Origin of the sequence: Leptospira inadai serovar Lyme str. 10 (genome assembly GCF_000243675.2) — a bacterium.
In the GTDB taxonomy this organism is placed as follows: Bacteria; Spirochaetota; Leptospiria; order Leptospirales; family Leptospiraceae; genus Leptospira_B; species Leptospira_B inadai.
Genome location: NZ_AHMM02000017.1, coordinates 671917 through 689186, shown reverse-complemented (window position 1 = coordinate 689186; position 17270 = coordinate 671917). Strand labels below are relative to the sequence as shown.

Here is a 17270-nt window from a genome sequence, read left to right as displayed (position 1 = left end):
GCAATCGGGACAGTATCCTTTTTACGCTTCGGGGGTTAGGTTTGCCAATGTCCGATATATTTCACCTGATTGCCTCCGGCCAAAAAGCCCAGGTAATCTACGCCTTGCGCGAAAATCCGTCTTTAGGTTCTCTGGCCAATCCGGAGGGTATTACTCCCTTACTCTTCGCCCTTTATTACGGTAAGGACGATATCATCCAAGCCTACCTGGCCTTGGAAATTCCCTTAAATTTATTCGAGGCTGCCGCTCTAGGCAATCAGGCGAGAGTTCAAGCGTTGCTGGAAAAAGATTCCGAGGCAGTGCATTCGTTTAGTCCCGACGGCTGGACTCCACTTCATTTAGCGGCGCATTTCGGTCGAACCTCACTGGTAACGTTCCTGTTAGATCATGGGGCCGAATTGCAGGCAAAATCCAAGAGTAAATTTTCTTTTGGGAACACTCCGCTTCACTCCGCCGTCGCTTCCGGCAAAGACGAAACGGTAAAACTCTTAATCGAACGCGGAGCCGATCCTAATTACGGCCAGGAAGAAGGAGGTTACACTCCGCTACATATTGCTGCATCCCGTCAGGGGAACGGACAAATCGTAGCTCTTCTTCTGAAACACGGGGCAAACCCCGAATTAAAAACCAAGGACGGGCAGACCGCTCGTGAAATCGCGATGCAACGCGGGAATTGGAAGGAAGCGGAGATTTTAGAGTAAAAGAAATCCGGCTACCAGAGGACTGACGACAGAAGACGGATGCGTTCGCTTCGCGCACGCTAGACAGTAGCTGCTACTAGTTGGAAAGGCAACAGAGGTAGGGGAAAAATCCACTGACACGCCCGAATCTTTCTTTAGAACGTGGAAACTCTGCTCACCAATGTTCTGTCCTCTGATTGATTTCATACATACATAAAATCCGGTTCCGAAATCGAAGGGGATGGGGTGATATTTTAGGAAAGCCGAACCGGATGTTTCTTACTTACAAAACTCCTCCCGATGAGAAATCGCCTCGGAAGGGTAAAGGTCGAAGTTTAGCAACGACTAACGCGACCTGCGAGCCCATGTTTGAAGCTAAAAAGTGATTAAATAAAAGGACGTTCACCAATTTTACTTTGAAATTTTCTCATAACCATTCGGTAGGTCAGCTAGTTTCATAAAAATGAATACTTCCTCGTTTGCTCTATCTGCACGTTCATCCGCTATACGAAGCTTAGCTAGATTCGGCAAAGCCCAAGCAAGGTTTGTGAAGCGATCCCGAAGCCAGGCTAAGTTGTTTACGCTACGCCCAGGCTTTATAAATGTATTTCTCTGATCCGAACTTTCGTTAACGTAAGAACTGCAAATTTACCTTTGAGAGTAACATCATGCAATTCGAGCAACTGAATAAGTGAAGCGTAATCTTCCGGTATTCTTTCGCATTATATCGAAGAAATATCACTCCTAAAGAGTCTTCCTTATGAGAAAAAGCCCATTCTCCAAAGTCTTTATCTAAGGTAAGAATTATGGCATCTAGCCTTTTCGCTAACTGAATAATTTGATAGTCGCCAGAACCTTTATAATCTTCCAAAATGGAATGAACATTTTGACCGGAATTCCTTAACTCTTGAATAATTCTGATATCTACGTTTTCATCAGCCAAGAGATTAACTGGCAAGAAGACTCTCCTTCGAAACTACCTCGCTCGAATACGATAAACATGCAAGAATATCATCCTTAGAAATTCCAGGAGTAGCCAACAATATTTCGTCTATCGATATACCTTCACTCAAACGCTCAAGAATAAGCTCTACCGTAATTCTAGTACCCTTTATTACCGGCTTTCCCAGCATTACATTAGGATCAGCACTCAGGTGGTCTCGATATTCCATACCCAAATTAGAACCGTCGCATAATGTTAGAGCAAGCCTTTTTTACTTGTTAAATTAATAGATTAGATAAGGTCTCCAATGGTATTTAAATAGCAATAGCTAATTTAGTATTTTACCGGCATCGATTAAATTTCCTGGACATAGCGCATAACTGCCAACCTCCGAACCCTGGGATACGCATCGGTCCCTAAGATTTCGGTATTATTATGATATTTTAATTGGATAGTTCCTAAGCCCTCGGTGTGGACTTGCTTTTACAAAGCGAGTGACAGCGCGGAATGTTGCGAATCCAGGAGAGAAGTCACTAAAGTAAGCCCCAGTAGGCGACAATTTTTACTTATTCGAAGTTTTGAAAGATTAAGCGTTAATCAGCTCTTTATAGTTTTTGATCTCTTTCAATTCGCTCGAGATTCTCTCTCTTTCCGCACGAATCTCATATTCATTCTGGATCCCCATCCAGAATTCGACTGAATTACCGAAAAACTTCGAGAACCTCAGAGCAGTGTCGGCCGATATGCCTCTTTTGCCATGAATTATCTCGCTGATTCTCGTCGGATTTAGTTTAGTCTCTTTAGCTAAACGATATGCGGTAATATTCATCGGTAAAAGAAACTCTTCGTATAGAATTTCGCCAGGATGGACATTTGGAATTTTTTTCATAACTACCCTCTAATGATAATCAACAATCTCTACATCAAAGGCATTGCCATCTTTCCATTTAAAACAAATACGCCATTGATCATTCACTCTGATGCTATATTGACCTATTCTATTTCCTGAAATCCTTTCCAAACGATTTGAAGGAGGAATTTTAAGATCTTCAATTTGCTTTGATCGAGCTATCATTATTAATTTTCGATAAGCAATCGATTGAATTTGATTCGGAAGCTTCTTGGAAAAATCCTGATTCCAGACTTTTTCCGTTTCCTTCGACTTAAAGGAATGAATCACACCCGATATTCCTGGATTTCGATAATACTGTCAAGCAAGAATACCGGCGTGATTATCGGGGCACTTATTTCTTGAACATTTCCGTTATACGAGTTTTTTAAGGAATTTCGATCGAAAATAGCCTTTTTAAAAATTGCGGCTAACGAAGTATGTAAGAAAATATAGACTAAAAAAGACGAGACTGAGGTCAGAAGACTGACGCGCTCGCTTTCAGAGGTCAGAAGACAGATGCATTCGCTTCGCTCATGCTAGACAGAAGCTGCGTTAGACGTTGGAAAAGTAATAGAGGTAGAAGACAGATCTATTGTAACGCATGAATCTCTCTATTTGAACGTGGAAATTTCGTTTATCAATGTTCTGTCCCCTGCAGAAGACAGAGGACTGACGCGTTCGTTTTCAGAGGACAGAGGTCAGAAGACAGATGCGTTCGCTTTGCTCACGCTAGACAGAAGCTGCATGGTGTTGGAAAAGTAATAGAGGTAGAGGAAAGATCCAATATAACACAAGAATCTTCCTTTAGAACGTGGAAATTCCGCTCACCAATGTTCTGTCCTCTGCAGAGGACAGAGGACAGAGGTCAGAAGACAGATGCATTCGCTTCGCTCATGCTAGACAGAAGCTGCTCGAGGCTGGAAAAGTAATAGAGGTAGGGGAAAAATCCACTATAATGCAGGAATCTTTCTTTAGAACGTGGAAACTCTGCTTATCAATGTTCTGTCCTCTGCAGAAGACAGAAGACAGAGGACTGACGCGTTCGCTTTGCTCACGCTAGACAGAAGCTGCTAGAGGGCTGGAAATCCTGGGGTAGGAGGAAAAATCCACTATAATGCAAGAATCTCTCTATTATAACCTGGAAATTCTGCTCACCAATGTTCTGTCCTCTGCACCTACCGGGACTCGCCGTTACGCAGTCTCCCGTCCTGGTCGACTGGGCTCCACGGCGTCTCGAACTTGCTTCGCCGCATCGTGCGGCTCAGTCGCAAGCATTTACGCTCCTTATGGTCGCTATGCTTGCTCTCAAGTTCTCGCTTCGAGTCCTTGATTTTTGATTCGTTGAGAATTTTGCACCTACCGGGACTCGAACCCGAACCCCAGGCTCCGGAGGCCTGTACTCTATCCGTTGAGCTATAGGTGCGATGTGTAAGGAGAGTTTTTTAGGAGAAGTTCCACCGTCAACAGCAATCTAAGGCTTTCCTAGGTATGTTCTAATCCTAGGTGAAAATAAGCGGATGGAATGTTTTTTCGTGTGCAGAATTTTGGCGATTCGTACTCTGTATCGGAGAGCGGGATTCAACCCTAGCCCCCGAAAAATAGAGAATGAAATCGAATCGCTTACCAAGTTTTTACGGAATTGCTTTTTTCTTATTTTTGTCCTCCTTCTCCTTGGCTTCCTTTTCCGCCGAAGAAGAAGCCAGATTGACCGAAAAGGCCTTGGTTGAAAGTCTTTCTACCCCCGAACAAAAAGAGATCGTACGACGATACCTTCAAAATTTGGCTAAAAAGAAAAGAAACGAGGCCTCGCATTTACGGGAACTTGCATCTGCAGAACCGAAATTGTCTCCTCATTCCGCTCGGAAAAAAAAGCTACTAGACATGGCCGAACAGCTCGATCGAGAGGCTTCGATTCACGAAGAAACACTGCGCAATTTAGCGACTATTTCCGCGAACTGAAAAAATTTTCTCCAATACTATATCCGCAAGTTCGGTACTAGTCTTTCTCGCATCGAGTCGAATCGTGGAAGAGGGAAGGATATTCTCGTAAGAGTTACGAATTTTGCGAAGAACTTCCAGAGATTCGAATCTCTCTTTTGAATTCTCTCTTCCTTCCATTCTCTCTAAGGCGAGTTCCGGATCCAGATCCAAGTAAAAAAGAAGATCCGGTTGCGGAAAGCCTTGTTCCAAATTTCGTTTTAAGATTTCCTGCGAGGAAAACGCCGGCCCCGATTGATAAGCCGCAGTCGAATACATATACCGATCCAAAAGTACGATCTTTCCTTCGGCCAATGCGGGAAGAACGTTTTTTTCCAAAGACACTTTCCTGTCTTTTAGGAAGGCCTGAATTTGTTCTTCTCCTGAAAGTTCGATTTCTCCCCGCAGGAACTTTCTTAAATATTGGCCGGTCTCGTATTGAGTGGGTTCCGCAAAACAAATTGCGGGAACACTCTGCTGAGAAAGTCGGTCAAATAGATAGCGGCTAAGGGTGCTTTTTCCGCTGCCGTCTAAACCTTCAAAAACAAAAAATCCCGGATGTGATACCATTAACGTTTCCGAAACCAACTTGACATAGACGGTTTCCGACGAATCCTGAAGCGTACCAACCGGAATCCCATTCATGAGGAAAGGAATCCATGAAAAAAACCGACAGATTCAAAAATTTCCTGGTGATCGGAGTATCAGTGATGGCAGGCACACTTTTGTCGCCAGTCTTGTACTGCGGTTCCACCGGTAATAGTTCTTTATTTCTCAATGCAAAGGCCGATCGAGAGGCAACACCTGCGGCAAAGGCCGCGATCTCCATTCAGCAAGCCTTTGAGGAAGTTTATACGAACGTTTCTCCAAGCGTTGTTTCGGTCGCGACGGAGAGAACCGTCACTCAACAAGGCATCGACCCGTTTTTCGATTTTTATTATGGTCGCAGAGGCAGAATTCGCCCGCAAAAAGAAAAACAGAGCGGGTTAGGTTCCGGAATTGTCCTAAGTAAAGACGGCTATATTCTTACCAACGAACACGTCGTAGGTGGTTGGGATAAGTTCACGGTGAGCACTAAGGACGGAAAGAAATTTCCTGCGCAATTAGTCGGCTCCGATCAGACGATCGACGTCGCATTATTGAAAATCCAAACGGATGCGCATCTGACTCCGATCGAATTAGGCGATTCATCCGCCGTTAAGGTGGGGGATTGGTCGATTGCGATCGGCGCGCCCTGGGGCCTGGAGCAATCCATGACGGTCGGGATCGTCTCGGCAGTCGGCCGCGGCGGAATCGATAATTCGGGAGTGCATTATATTCAAACCGATGCCGCCATCAATCAGGGGAACTCGGGCGGCCCATTATTGGACATCAACGGCCGCGTAATCGGAATCAATCGCATGATCGTTTCGCCGAGCGGCGGCTCCATCGGACTCGGGTTTGCAATTCCGATCAACGAAGCTAAGTCCATCGTGGAAGAATTAAAATCCGGAGGAAAGGTTAAGCGCCCTCGCCTAGGAGTGGGACTCGACGACGTAACGGAAGAGATTGCGAAAGAATTAAAATTGCCTTCCGTATCCGGTGCATTCGTGAGACAAGTCGTGAACGGTAGCGCCGCTGCCGACGCCGGAATTGAAATCGAGGATGTGATTTTGGAGATAGACGGAGCAAAGGTTAAAAACGCTTCGGAGATCGTCACTAAAATACGCGGATCCAAGATCGGACAACGATTAACGATCACCGTCTTCCGAAAAGGACAGACTCTTAAAATTTCGGTTAAACTTAAGGAATAACGGACTTTTCTTTGGCCCGTCATACTTTGAATCCGGAGGAAAAATTCGAAGAGGAGGTAACTTTACGCCCGTCCTTCTTTTCCGAATTCATAGGCCAAAAGGAAATTCTTTCCAACCTTTCCGTTTTCGTAGGAGCCGCTAAGAAACGAGGGCAGGCATTGGATCATGTCCTGCTCTCCGGACCTCCCGGCTTGGGTAAAACGACGTTAGCCGGAATCATCGCTCAGGAATTGGGTGCCCGACTTATAGTTACCTCGGCGCCGGTTTTAACTCGCGGCGCCGATTTGGCAAAACTGCTTACCGATCTGGAAGAACGGGATATTCTCTTCATCGACGAAGTTCATTCACTCGGACGCAAAGTGGAAGAAATTCTATATCCCGCGATGGAAAATTATATGATCGATCTCCTCGTAGGGGAAGGGATTACGGCGCAAACCATTCAGATAAAGCTAAAACCGTTTACGCTGATCGGAGCCACGACCCGCAGCGGCCTAATTTCCGATCCCTTGAAAAGTCGGTTCGGAATTCACTGTCGTCTGGAATACTACGACGACGAGGAAATGAGACAAATCGTCCTCCGATCCGCAAAAATCCTAGGCTATGAAATCGAGCAAGACGCCGCCTTGGAAATAGGTCGTCGATCTAGAAAAACGCCTCGGATCGCGAACCATCTTTTAAAGAGAGTCCGAGACTTTTCCGAAATCCAGGACGAACGCAAAATTCGGATTCCGGCCTGCGAGGAGGCCTTCCGCCGACTCGGAATCGACGAGCACGGCCTGGATAGAATGGATCGCCAAATATTGGAATGTATGATAGACAGGTATAAAGGCGGGCCGGTAGGGTTGAAGCCGATTGCCGCGGTTGTCGGCGAAGAGGAACGAACCCTGGAAGACCATTACGAATCCTATATGGTAAGAGTGGGCTTGATTAATCGAACCCCTTCCGGTAGAGTTGCCACCGAAAAAGCGTACAGAATATTGGAAAAAACTTATCCCCCAAAGGGAATTAGAACGGACGAAGATGCAGCTCCCGGCCTTTTTTAAGTTAGAAATCGATAAGCCGACCGATATAGACGAGGACGATCGCCGTCTTCTCTTTGCCTCTTTTTTGGTCTTTGCATTCGCATCGTTTCTGGTCGCGCATCTATTTACCAGAAACGTCCTGTGGAAAATTCTCGGGGAAGACCCGATGGTGAAAGTCACGGATCGAGACGAGCGCGAAAAGATTTATGAAGTTCTCTTGGAACAGGATTTTGTGGATAGCCGGGTTAAGGACGAATATAAGGCATTGTCGAATGTGGACGCGGCGGGCTCGGGCGGATTGACGAAGAAAGAAGGGTTTCATACCGATTCCCCCCATCGTGAATTTATTTGGGGAAACCTGATCAAACGTCCTTCTCAACAAGCGAATCCTAAATCCTCCCAAACAAAGACGGAGGAGGAAAAAGTTTACGACGTCGCCATTTTAAAAAATGATCCGGTCCAAGAGCCGACAAAAAGCCAAGAGCAGTCCACTCAATCTTCCGCAAGCGGACGAATGACGAAGATCCCTTTTAATTACCGATTTGAGCAGGATTTTCTGTTTCGCTGGGACGGCGGTCAATCTCTCTCGATTCCACGAAAGAAGCTTGCCGGATACGATTACTTTAAACGAATGCTCCGCCAAATCGAAGGAAGCTTCGCTCCTCCCGGCGGAGGAAATTTCGGCTATCGTGACGGAGCCGGTACGGTAGTTCGAGAGGCGATTATTCCCGGAGAAGTCAGAGTTCAGTTCATGTTAAACGACATCGGGCAGGTGATCGATACTAAACTGGTATCGTCCCAAGGCCAGGATATGGTGGACCGAGCTTGTCTCGACACTTTACGAGGGCAAAATTTCGGAACTGTTCCCGAAGACGTCAAATCGCAAGGAATGATTTTCGGGATCCGATTCATCTTTCCCGGGTTTAGGCGATAGGAATTTCTCCCCCGTTTATTTTAAACCCAGGCCTTCCTTGATCACTTGCCAGAGTCTAGCCCATTCTCGTTTGCGTTCCCCCTTATCTTTTAGGCGAAGGAATAATTTTTGAGATCCGTCCGTTCCGATGATCTTCACCCGATTCTCGTTTAAAACTTCGATTTCGTAAGTGATGTCAACGGCGGTGAAGGAATAGTTGAGAATGCTGGAGGATTTGAGGGAATATTCCTTTTCTTCGAAAACGGTTTTTCCGTTTCTGAAATCCAACAGAATGCATTCTCTCTCTTTCTTTAACGGATCGCAAAATGTTCCCGTCGGAGGAGGAACCGGTTTTACCCCGCAGGAAAATGCGAAGATACAAAGTAAACCGAGAAGGTGGAATTTCATGCTATTCCTCGATGGGAAGGTTCGATTTCAGGGTCGGATTCTTTCCCAAAATTTCCTTCGCTAAATTCAGGACTTCTTCTTTGCGATCTCCGGCGGTCGGGTAATATTCTTCCAGTAAGGCCAACGCTTTCGGCGGAAGGTTTTGGTAATAGAAAATTCTCGCTTCTAGAATTTTCGAACTTCCGGTTAAGAAGTCTTCGTTCGTATTTCTGACTTTGCGCAATAAGGCCAAGGAGGAAACATACTGACCGGCCCTAAATTCGGAAAGTGCGGTCAGAAAGTCCGCTTCCCTTGCCGAAAGAAGTAAGGGACCGGAGACTTCCGGCTGCGTGAGAGTCGCTTTTAAAAATTCGGTGTTTCCAGAAAGCGAGCTTCCTAGGAGACAAGTCCAAGCATATCCGATGCGTAATTCCGGACTAAGCTTGGAAGCTTCGATGGAAACTAATAATTTATTCAAGGCTACGCGGCTAAGTTTTTGCCGAACCGCTTCCCCAAATGCGATCAGATAACGATTGTCGGTGGATTCCTTGAATTCGGGATCGATCGCTTGAGCCCGCAACGCGTTACGGTAAGAATCCTCCACAAGAGGAAGGTAGGACGCGTCTTCCGATAGAAATTGATCGAATCCCGTATATGCGATTTTAGATAGTGTTCCCGAATCGAAACGAAATCCTAATAACAAAAATTCATAATATCCCGAAAGCGCTAGGTAATGATAGGAGATTCCGTCTTTAGGATTGCTCGAGGCGAACTCTTTCGCTAATGAACGAAACTCTTTGATTTCGTTCTCTTTCGGTTCGGCCTTTAAGATTCCGTCCTGCAGAATCTTTCTTTCCTTTTCGAGCAGCAGTCTTCGATCGCCGGCGAACAAATTGCGAATATCCTGACGAAAGAAAAATGCGGTCCCTGCGAGCGCTAGTACAAGCAAGAAGAATACCAGCGGCCTATAATTTGCCTTTTTCTTATAACTTCTATGACGGGGTTGATATAGCATCCTTCGGGCAGCTTCTCCCGGCAGCCTAGTCCTTTCACGTATTTTTTGAGTCGTTGATCATTAGTCTTGCTTGACTCCAGGACCCCCCCTGGTTTCCGTGTAAATATGCCCTACGACTATGAATTTGACGAGGATTATGACACGGATGGGGAGGAAGACCTCCTTGACGACGAGGCCGTGACCTACGTCTGCGAGGACTGTGACCACCGTTGGGAGAGCGATCCCGAGAGTGCCAACGATACTCCGGAAAGTTATATCTGCGCGATGTGCGGTTCCTCGAACGTAATAGAACTTTGAATCGTTTCGTTCCGCCGCGTTCTAAAATGAATTGCAGCGGAACAGTGTTTTTATTTATCTATTTATTCTTTTTTTCGTTACCATTTCCCGCATTTGCCGTCGATTTCGATCAAGTATACGAATATTATAAAAAAGGAAATTATGATGTTTTGGTCCGTGTTTCACGCCCGCTTTTGAAACAGGGTGAAGTGGACTATAAAATTCTTCTCTTGTACGTCGCCTCGGAGCCGAATATCGAGGAAATCGACAAGACTCTCACAAGCATCTATTCTCGGCATAAGGATCATCCCGGAATTTTCTATAACTCGGTATATCTCTTTTTGGAGCGCGCCCTGGTATTGGAAGCCTATGAATCCGGAATTCGTTGGGGGAAAGTTTTCTTAGAAAAGGGAGAATCCTCCGTTCGATATACGGAAGGCATTTACACGCACGCCTGCATTCTTTATTCTTCCAAGGACTATCGGTCCGCCGATTCCGTTTTGGAAAAGGCGAAGGGAATCGCAAAGGACTCCAAGTTGGGTAAACGAATTCGAATTCTTGAACTCAGCCTGGAAAAGACCAAGGAAGAAAAATGAAACCTGCAAAAAAAGGAAAAGGCCTCCGGATTCAGACCGGTGATCTAAAAGGAAGAGTAATTCCTTCTCCAGTTTCTCCGGAAGGGAAAAGTAATTTTACACCGGCTATTTTAAAGAAATCCCTCTTTGATATATTAGAATCTTTGCAACTTCAAGGACGATTGAATCTGAGCGACGCCGCATTCCTGGATCTTTTTGCCGGCTCGGGACAAATGGGAATCGAAGCGTTAAGCCGCGGTTTTGCAAAGGCCGTTTTTTTAGAATTGGCCTGGGATCGATACGAGAGCCTAAAAGGAGTTCTGAGTCGACTCGATCGGGAGCATCTCGTATTGCGTAAGGATGCCTTTCGATTCCACAAAGATTTCGATCTGACTCAAACGCATAAGGTATATTTTATCGATCCTCCGTATTCGTTCTGGGAAAAAAAAGAACCGAAAATCAAGGCGATGGTGGAGGATATCATAGCGGAAGAGCCTGGCGCGGCCGTAATCGCGATTCAATCCCCGACGCCTCTAAATTGGGACGGTTTTGAGCCTCGTCCCTTCGGTAGGAACGTGTTGAATGTTCGCGTTCTGGTCTAAATTTAAAAAAAATATAAAGTACCAATTTAAGTCCGGGAATCCCTGGCTTCACACTCTTCTTTTCGTAGTTTCTCTTTCCGTCTTTTTCGCAGCCGTCAACACTTCCTTCCATGTAATGGGAGTGGATATCGGTGAATTCCGGTCGTTGATTTACGGATTGATTCCCTTGATCTTGAAAGATTTGAGCGGAGTCTTATTCGTATCCTACGCTTTTTTTTCCGCCTTTTCGATCGTGCTTCTCGGTCCGGAATGGGATAGACGTTCCGTCGGACTGGTAATCCGCGCCGGATATCAGTATGCGCTTTTGGGAATAGGCCTGTTTTTGCTCTTTTGTTCCTCCGTTTCGAAATATCCTCAAGTCTACGGAGAGTTCTTTTATTACCGCCAATCTTGGGCGCTCGGGTTTTTATATTTTCTGACGGATCATATTCCGCCTTGGCTTCCCTTAAGTTTATTGGCGATCTTGATCCTAATACAGGTAGGTCGGAAAATTCTATATTTATTAGAAGAAAATAATATTTCATCCATAGCGCGCTTTCTTCTATTTTTGCTTTTCTTTTACGGATTCCATTCGATCGGATCCGCCTCGGGAGTGCTTGCCTCAGGTTTGTCTTATTCCTGGGCTCCGTCATGGAAGAAAAGACGCTATGAATTCCTAGTGACCTCTTTTTTGGCGGTCGGATTTTTTCTAGGATACGGCGCCATGATTTCTCCGCGTTTTGCGAATGAACTTTCGGTTCCGACCGATGCATCTCCGGCCGTAACAAAATCTCCTGCCGTGAATATTCTCGTGTTGGCCGCGGACAGTATTCGTCAGGATCAGTTAGGTTATGCTTCCGGAAAAAAAGGACTCACGCCGAATATCGATGCCTTAGCGAAAGAATCGAGGGTCTTCCTAGATCACCATACTACTATTCCTAGGACCTTCCCTGCCTGGGCGGATTTACTGAGCGGGCGGTATTCCTTCGATCACGGCATTCAGGATATGTTTCCGGATAAAAAGGATCGATCTTCCCTCGGATTCAAGATCCCGACTCTCGGAAGCATTTTGTCCGCCGACAGGGGATATCGCACGGTTGTCGTTTCTTCCTTTGCGGGCGATATTTTTCCGCGTGCAAATTGGGGTTTCCGCGAGATTTACGCTCCTAACTTCAATGCGGGAACTCTTACTCAGGAAAGGACCCTCGAATCCCAGGTTTATCTGCTTCCCATTTTGACAGGAGCATTCTTTGGAGGAGGGGAGTATCTCTCGTCGGTGAGATCCCTGCCTACGTTAGGCGATGATGATAGAATCCTACCCGATTTATTTCGAGTCTTTACGGATAAAAAATCCCCTTTTTTCGCGGTATATTTTTCTTCCGTAACTCATTTTCCGTACAGCCCTCCCTATCCTTTTTATAAGCAGGAAGGAAACGCAAATTATTACGGACCGTCCAAATATTTCCGATTCGTGGATCCCAGCGATTCCAAGAAACCCGGCCCGGAGGAGCAGGAGCAAATTCGTTCGATCTATCGAGCTTCTCTCCGTGCTTTTGACGATTCGGTCGGAAAAATACTCGGCGAATTGAGGGAAAAAAATTTATATGATAATACCTTAATTCTCTTAACGAGCGATCACGGGGAATCCTTGTTCGAAGACGTACATAGCCACGGGCATGGGGAGCATTTGCGGGGGGAAGGAGTTACTAAAGTTCCTCTGCTCTTAAAATTTCCGAAATACTTCGAAACGGGAACTAAGACAGGAATATTTCAAGGCATCACAAGTTCGCTGGACATATTTCCGACGGTACTATCCGTCGCAGGAATCCCTCCGTCCACCGAAATCGTTTATCCGGGACGGGACTTAACAAAGGCACCGGCTGGAGGAGACTGGTCGGATTCCCGCAAGATCTATTCCGAAACCGGAATATGGTTTTCGGATAGAGGAGATCATTTCTTTCAAAAAAGCCGAATCCGCTATCCGAATATATTAGAACTTCATTCCATCGATCCTGCGGACGATGACAGCGTTACGATTTCCGATCCTTATGCAAAGGAAACGATCGCCTTTGCAAAACACAGGATGATCCAGGATAAACGTCGCAAACTTATTTATATTCCGAAACCGGAAGGAGCGGATTACGAGTGTTACGATAGAATTGCGGATCCTTGGAGCCAAAAGCCGATTCCGGCGATCGGTTGCGAAGATCTCAAACGCGAATTGGAGAAAATTTTAGTCGGTTCCGGGAAGTGGAAGAAAGCGGGGGACTATTTCCTGCCCATTCCGAATTGATGCTTGAAGTACAAGTGAGAACGAAAAATCTGTAAAATAATATGCCAAAAAGGGAAGATATCCGATCCGTATTGATCCTAGGATCCGGGCCGATCGTAATAGGCCAGGCCTGCGAATTCGATTATTCAGGAACTCAGGCCGCCAAAGCTCTGAAAGAAAAGGGAATCCGAGTCATTCTTCTCAATTCAAATCCCGCGACGATCATGACGGATCCCGAACTCGCGGATGCAACCTATGTGGAGCCGATGACGGTTTCCGTCGTTCAAAAAATTATAGAGAAAGAAAAACCGGACGCGATCCTCCCGACGGTCGGTGGACAGACAGCCCTGAACTTGGCCATCGCTTGCCATAACGCCGGCATCCTGGAAAAATACGAGGTAGAGCTTATCGGGGCGAAAGTGGACGCCATCAAGAAAGCCGAAGATCGCGAACTATTTAAAATAGCTATGGAAAAGATCGGGGTCAGTGTTCCCCGTTCAGGGTTGGTCAATAACTTAAAAGAAGCCTACGAGATCAAAGCAAGAATCGGTCTTCCTCTTATCGTTCGCCCCGCCTTTACTTTGGGCGGGACCGGAGGAGGGATCGCATACGACGAAGAAACTTTCGAGGAAGTCGTCGCTAAGGGATTGAAAGCCTCTCCGATCAGTCAGGTTCTTTTGGAAGAATCGGTACTAGGCTGGAAAGAATTCGAGTTGGAGGTCATGCGAGACTTGGCCGACAATGTGGTCATTATTTGTTCGATAGAAAACATAGACCCGATGGGAGTTCACACAGGCGATTCGATCACCGTAGCTCCCCAACAAACTCTCTCCGATACGGAATACCAAAATCTGCGGGATATGTCGATAAAGATCATCCGGGAAATCGGCGTGGAAACGGGCGGTTCGAATATTCAATTTGCGGTTAACCCTGCCAATGGCGACGTGATCGTCATCGAAATGAATCCCCGTGTTTCCCGCTCTTCCGCCCTAGCGTCCAAGGCGACCGGATTTCCGATCGCGAAGATTGCGGCTCTGCTTTCGATAGGCTACACTCTTGACGAAATCAAAAACGATATCACGAGGGTTACTCCCGCTTCTTTCGAACCTTCCATCGATTACGTAGTCACGAAGATTCCTCGCTTCGCTTTCGAAAAATTTCCGGGAACGGACGATACCCTAGGCGTTCAGATGAAGGCCGTGGGAGAAGCGATGGCCATCGGAAGGACTTTCAAGGAAAGTTTCCAGAAAGCGATCCGATCTTTGGAGACGGATCGCTACGGTTTCGGATCGGACGGAAATTTCGGGGAGCTGGTCGAATTTCATTCTCTCTCTTCTGCGGCAAGGCAGGAAAAAATCGACGCCTTTTTAAGACGGCCGAATGATAAACGAATCTTTTATTTAAAGAAGGCTTTGGAAGAAGGATATTCGATCGAGAGAATTCACGAACTTTGTAAAATCGATCCTTGGTTCTTGTATCAATTCGAAGATTTACAAATTGCGGAGAAGGAGTTTCTTGAAAAAGGATATACGATTCTCACAAAAATGAAGCGTTTAGGATTTTCCAATCGTCAATTGGCATATCTAAAGAAAAAGAACGAAATAAACTCGATTCTCGGATCTAGTATTACTCCGGATAAAAAGAAGGGAGAAATCAGCGCGCTTCTCAGGGCGGAAGAAGTAATTTTAGAGCGAACCCTGACTTCTTCCAACATCGAACCGGTCTATAAACGAATCGACACTTGCGCCGGAGAATTCGAGGCATACACTCCTTATTTTTATTCCTCATACGATCAAGAGGACGAAACGGAAGTCACTGATAAAAAATCCGTGATCATTTTGGGTGGCGGCCCGAATCGCATCGGACAGGGAATCGAGTTCGACTACTGTTGCTGTCACGCTTCCTTTGCCCTTCAGGATCTAGGCATAGAATCCATAATGGTGAATTCCAATCCTGAAACGGTCTCCACAGACTACGATACTTCCGATCGATTGTATTTCGAACCTCTGACTCTGGAAGATGTGACCCATATTTATCGAAAGGAAAAACCGATAGGGGTCATCATCCAATTCGGAGGGCAGACTCCGCTCAAGCTCGCGAAGGATTTGGAGAGGAAGGGAATTCCGATTCTGGGAACCAGCCCCGATTCCATAGACAGAGCGGAAGATAGAAAGAGGTTCGCAGAAGTATTAGATAAACTGAAACTTGTTTCTCCTAAGAACGGCATCGCGACTTCGATGGAAGAGGCTCGTAAAATTGCGAAGTCGATCACCTATCCGATTTTGGTTCGCCCTAGTTACGTATTGGGCGGTCGGGCTATGTTGATCATCAGCGAGGAAAGAGAGTTGGATCGGTACATGGAGAAGGCGGAGGAAATTTCCGAAGATCGACCTCTACTGATCGATAGCTTCCTGGAAGACGCCGTAGAGGTCGATGTCGATGCTCTTTGCGACGGGAAGGAAGTCTTCATTGCCGGGATCATGGAGCATATCGAGGAGGCGGGGATTCATTCCGGCGATTCGGCCTGCATTCTTCCCCCGCAATCCCTTTCCGTACACGTAATGGAGGAGATTCGTAAATCGACTAGAGCGCTTGCTCTCGAACTTCAAGTAAAGGGTCTGATCAATATACAATTTGCGGTCAAAGAAGAACAGCTCTATGTGATAGAAGTAAATCCGAGAGCCTCCAGAACGGTCCCGTTCGTATCGAAGGCCCTGGGTCACGCGATCGTCAAATATGCGACTCGAATCATGATGGGGGAATCCCTATCGAGTTTACCTTTGCCGAAGGAAATGAGCTTTCCTATGGTGAACGTAAAGGAAGCGGTTCTTCCGTTTAATAAGTTCCCGGGTGTGGATACGATTTTAGGTCCCGAAATGAGATCCACCGGAGAAGTTATGGGAATTGCGGAGACTGCAGGGGAAGCGTTTCTCAAATCCCAGTACATGGCAGGAGAGGAACTTCCGTCTCAGGGAACCGTGTTCGTTTCCGTCAACGATAAAGATAAAAAAGAATTATTAAAGTACATTAAGGAACTTTCGAATTTAGGTTTTAATTTAATCGCGACCGAAGGCACTCATAAATATCTCTCGGATAACGGGGTACTTTCATCGAAGATCAATAAAGTATACGATAACCTGTTCCCTACCGCTCTGGATTACATTCGCGAAAATAAAATTCACCTGATATTGAACACGCCCTTGAGTCGTGTGACGAGGGACGACAGCTTTGCCATCCGTCAGGCGGCGATTCGCTATAAGATACCTTGTCTTACGACTGCGAGTGCCGCAAAGGCTCTGATCCGAGGAATGGTTGAAATGCGGGATAAGGGATTTACGATCCGTTCCCTACAATCGCTCCATTCCTGAATCACGAAAACCCGTTAGTGAGTTATTTATAATTCTCTAATGGGATTATAAATGACTACTTAGCGAACAATTCCCGGATCGTTTCGATTCGTTTTCGATTTACGCCCATATCCGAATAACCGAGTCGAGACGCCGATCGTACGTGAATCGTTTTTTGATCCGGCGCAAAAAAGAATTCCACATCGTCCACATAACGCATCGTAAACGAAGTGAATTCGGCGTAAATGTAGTCGTTCTTTTCGGTGACGATTTCCGTTCTGGGTAGAGATCGAATGACTTCCACTAATTTCTTTTTGGCTTCTTCGGATTTACTTTGGTATACCAAAGGAGAGATCGAATGTTTTTCGTCCGTCGGAGGAATTTGGCTGGAAACGCAATTCGGACTATTGGGGCAGGCAAGGAGCTTTCCGTCCTTGACTCCGATGTTTGTCGGGCGGGTGCCGCTGCAACCGAAGGCAAAGATCGCAAGACAAGAACCGATAAAAATCGCTGGAATAAATCGTGTCATGTCCGCAATGGAACTCCCTAACGATAAGGAATTCCATTCTTTTCCGAAAACTCCCGATCAGAACTTTA

General features: G+C 46.1%; 18 protein-coding genes and 1 tRNA gene. 10 read left to right on the top strand and 9 right to left on the bottom strand.

The window, feature by feature from the left end; translation table 11 throughout:
• Positions 1–47: 47 nt before the first annotated feature.
• Positions 48–701 (top strand): ankyrin repeat domain-containing protein, encoded by a 654-nt coding sequence (locus LEP1GSC047_RS12465; RefSeq protein ID WP_010413980.1) that lies wholly within the window; start codon positions 48–50, stop codon positions 699–701.
• Positions 702–1308: 607 nt separating this feature from the next.
• On the opposite strand, the gene LEP1GSC047_RS12460 is transcribed toward LEP1GSC047_RS12465, so the two are convergent.
• The 5 genes from LEP1GSC047_RS12460 to LEP1GSC047_RS12435 all read right to left on the bottom strand — a co-directional run bounded on the left by LEP1GSC047_RS12460 (position 1309) and on the right by LEP1GSC047_RS12435 (position 3938).
• Entirely contained in the window at positions 1309–1638 is a 330-nt protein-coding gene (locus LEP1GSC047_RS12460; protein ID WP_020988624.1) for a DUF5615 family PIN-like protein, read from the bottom strand.
• On the bottom strand, positions 1628–1852 hold the full coding sequence (locus LEP1GSC047_RS12455) for a DUF433 domain-containing protein (RefSeq protein ID WP_010413976.1): 225 nt from the start codon (positions 1850–1852) through the stop codon (positions 1628–1630). Before LEP1GSC047_RS12455 ends, LEP1GSC047_RS12460 begins: the two co-directional genes overlap by 11 nt.
• Before the next feature lie 357 nt (positions 1853–2209).
• A complete protein-coding gene (locus tag LEP1GSC047_RS12450; RefSeq protein WP_010413974.1) occupies positions 2210–2512 on the bottom strand; it encodes a HigA family addiction module antitoxin in 303 nt (100 codons plus the stop codon).
• Positions 2513–2521: 9 nt separating this feature from the next.
• On the bottom strand, positions 2522–2803 hold the full coding sequence (locus LEP1GSC047_RS12445) for a type II toxin-antitoxin system RelE/ParE family toxin (RefSeq protein WP_010413972.1): 282 nt from the start codon (positions 2801–2803) through the stop codon (positions 2522–2524).
• A 1063-nt stretch (positions 2804–3866) separates the two neighbouring features.
• A tRNA-Arg gene (locus LEP1GSC047_RS12435) sits at positions 3867–3938 on the bottom strand.
• A gap of 182 nt (positions 3939–4120) precedes the next feature.
• On the opposite strand from LEP1GSC047_RS12435, the gene LEP1GSC047_RS12430 reads away from it, so the two are divergent.
• Positions 4121–4474, top strand: a complete 354-nt coding sequence (locus LEP1GSC047_RS12430; RefSeq protein ID WP_010413970.1) for an LIC10421/LIC12816 family protein — start codon at positions 4121–4123, stop codon at positions 4472–4474.
• On the opposite strand, the gene tmk is transcribed toward LEP1GSC047_RS12430, so the two are convergent.
• Entirely contained in the window at positions 4451–5062 is a 612-nt protein-coding gene (tmk, locus tag LEP1GSC047_RS12425) for a dTMP kinase (RefSeq protein WP_039934933.1), read from the bottom strand. The two genes, LEP1GSC047_RS12430 and tmk, sit on opposite strands and share 24 nt — an antisense overlap.
• 89 nt (positions 5063–5151) lie before the next feature.
• Here tmk and LEP1GSC047_RS12420 point away from each other — a divergent pair, with 89 nt between their 5' ends.
• The 3 genes from LEP1GSC047_RS12420 to LEP1GSC047_RS12410 are packed head-to-tail and all read left to right on the top strand — an operon-like array spanning position 5152 to position 8241.
• Positions 5152–6285 (top strand): trypsin-like peptidase domain-containing protein, encoded by a 1134-nt coding sequence (locus LEP1GSC047_RS12420; RefSeq protein WP_010413963.1) that lies wholly within the window; start codon positions 5152–5154, stop codon positions 6283–6285.
• A gap of 11 nt (positions 6286–6296) precedes the next feature.
• A complete protein-coding gene (gene ruvB, locus LEP1GSC047_RS12415) occupies positions 6297–7328 on the top strand; it encodes a Holliday junction branch migration DNA helicase RuvB (RefSeq protein WP_010413961.1) in 1032 nt (343 codons plus the stop codon).
• Positions 7306–8241, top strand: coding sequence for an energy transducer TonB family protein (locus LEP1GSC047_RS12410; RefSeq protein ID WP_010413959.1), 936 nt, complete (start codon positions 7306–7308; stop codon positions 8239–8241). Before ruvB ends, LEP1GSC047_RS12410 begins: the two co-directional genes overlap by 23 nt.
• A gap of 15 nt (positions 8242–8256) precedes the next feature.
• Here LEP1GSC047_RS12410 and LEP1GSC047_RS12405 read toward each other — a convergent pair whose 3' ends face one another.
• Both LEP1GSC047_RS12405 and LEP1GSC047_RS12400 read right to left on the bottom strand, forming a co-directional pair.
• On the bottom strand, positions 8257–8628 hold the full coding sequence (locus LEP1GSC047_RS12405) for an LIC12806 family lipoprotein (protein ID WP_010413957.1): 372 nt from the start codon (positions 8626–8628) through the stop codon (positions 8257–8259).
• Between the two features lies 1 nt (position 8629).
• Positions 8630–9622 (bottom strand): hypothetical protein, encoded by a 993-nt coding sequence (locus LEP1GSC047_RS12400; protein ID WP_010413954.1) that lies wholly within the window; start codon positions 9620–9622, stop codon positions 8630–8632.
• A gap of 105 nt (positions 9623–9727) precedes the next feature.
• Here LEP1GSC047_RS12400 and LEP1GSC047_RS21305 point away from each other — a divergent pair, with 105 nt between their 5' ends.
• From LEP1GSC047_RS21305 to carB, 5 genes are read left to right on the top strand one after another with little or no spacing between them, the layout of a single operon-like run.
• The gene (locus LEP1GSC047_RS21305) at positions 9728–9919 is read left to right on the top strand and encodes a hypothetical protein (RefSeq protein WP_010413951.1); all 192 of its coding nucleotides are present in this window, start codon (positions 9728–9730) and stop codon (positions 9917–9919) included.
• Positions 9916–10494, top strand: coding sequence for a hypothetical protein (locus LEP1GSC047_RS12395; RefSeq protein WP_010413949.1), 579 nt, complete (start codon positions 9916–9918; stop codon positions 10492–10494). Before LEP1GSC047_RS21305 ends, LEP1GSC047_RS12395 begins: the two co-directional genes overlap by 4 nt.
• Positions 10491–11075, top strand: coding sequence for an RsmD family RNA methyltransferase (locus tag LEP1GSC047_RS12390; RefSeq protein ID WP_010413948.1), 585 nt, complete (start codon positions 10491–10493; stop codon positions 11073–11075). Before LEP1GSC047_RS12395 ends, LEP1GSC047_RS12390 begins: the two co-directional genes overlap by 4 nt.
• Positions 11056–13347, top strand: coding sequence for a sulfatase family protein (locus LEP1GSC047_RS12385; protein WP_020988613.1), 2292 nt, complete (start codon positions 11056–11058; stop codon positions 13345–13347). The genes LEP1GSC047_RS12390 and LEP1GSC047_RS12385 overlap by 20 nt, the downstream gene beginning before the upstream one ends.
• 41 nt (positions 13348–13388) lie before the next feature.
• Entirely contained in the window at positions 13389–16694 is a 3306-nt protein-coding gene (carB, locus tag LEP1GSC047_RS12380; RefSeq protein ID WP_010413944.1) for a carbamoyl-phosphate synthase large subunit, read from the top strand.
• 55 nt (positions 16695–16749) lie between these two features.
• On the opposite strand, the gene LEP1GSC047_RS12375 is transcribed toward carB, so the two are convergent.
• A complete protein-coding gene (locus LEP1GSC047_RS12375) occupies positions 16750–17202 on the bottom strand; it encodes a DUF1499 domain-containing protein (protein ID WP_010413942.1) in 453 nt (150 codons plus the stop codon).
• Positions 17203–17270 lie beyond the last annotated feature (68 nt).

Bases quoted from the DNA above. Each gene is read 5' to 3' on its own strand.
- LEP1GSC047_RS12465 (WP_010413980.1), top strand. From the start codon at position 48: ATGTCCGATATATTTCACCTGATTGCCTCCGGCCAAAAAGCCCAGGTA.
- LEP1GSC047_RS12455 (WP_010413976.1), bottom strand. From the start codon at position 1,852: ATGGAATATCGAGACCACCTGAGTGCTGATCCTAATGTAATGCTGGGA.
- LEP1GSC047_RS12450 (WP_010413974.1), bottom strand. From the start codon at position 2,512: ATGAAAAAAATTCCAAATGTCCATCCTGGCGAAATTCTATACGAAGAG.
- LEP1GSC047_RS12430 (WP_010413970.1), top strand. From the start codon at position 4,121: ATGAAATCGAATCGCTTACCAAGTTTTTACGGAATTGCTTTTTTCTTA.
- tmk (WP_039934933.1), bottom strand. From the start codon at position 5,062: ATGGTATCACATCCGGGATTTTTTGTTTTTGAAGGTTTAGACGGCAGC.
- LEP1GSC047_RS12420 (WP_010413963.1), top strand. From the start codon at position 5,152: ATGAAAAAAACCGACAGATTCAAAAATTTCCTGGTGATCGGAGTATCA.
- LEP1GSC047_RS12410 (WP_010413959.1), top strand. From the start codon at position 7,306: ATGCAGCTCCCGGCCTTTTTTAAGTTAGAAATCGATAAGCCGACCGAT.
- LEP1GSC047_RS12405 (WP_010413957.1), bottom strand. From the start codon at position 8,628: ATGAAATTCCACCTTCTCGGTTTACTTTGTATCTTCGCATTTTCCTGC.
- LEP1GSC047_RS12400 (WP_010413954.1), bottom strand. From the start codon at position 9,622: ATGCTATATCAACCCCGTCATAGAAGTTATAAGAAAAAGGCAAATTAT.
- LEP1GSC047_RS21305 (WP_010413951.1), top strand. From the start codon at position 9,728: ATGCCCTACGACTATGAATTTGACGAGGATTATGACACGGATGGGGAG.
- LEP1GSC047_RS12390 (WP_010413948.1), top strand. From the start codon at position 10,491: ATGAAACCTGCAAAAAAAGGAAAAGGCCTCCGGATTCAGACCGGTGAT.
- LEP1GSC047_RS12385 (WP_020988613.1), top strand. From the start codon at position 11,056: ATGTTCGCGTTCTGGTCTAAATTTAAAAAAAATATAAAGTACCAATTT.
- carB (WP_010413944.1), top strand. From the start codon at position 13,389: ATGCCAAAAAGGGAAGATATCCGATCCGTATTGATCCTAGGATCCGGG.
- LEP1GSC047_RS12375 (WP_010413942.1), bottom strand. From the start codon at position 17,202: ATGACACGATTTATTCCAGCGATTTTTATCGGTTCTTGTCTTGCGATC.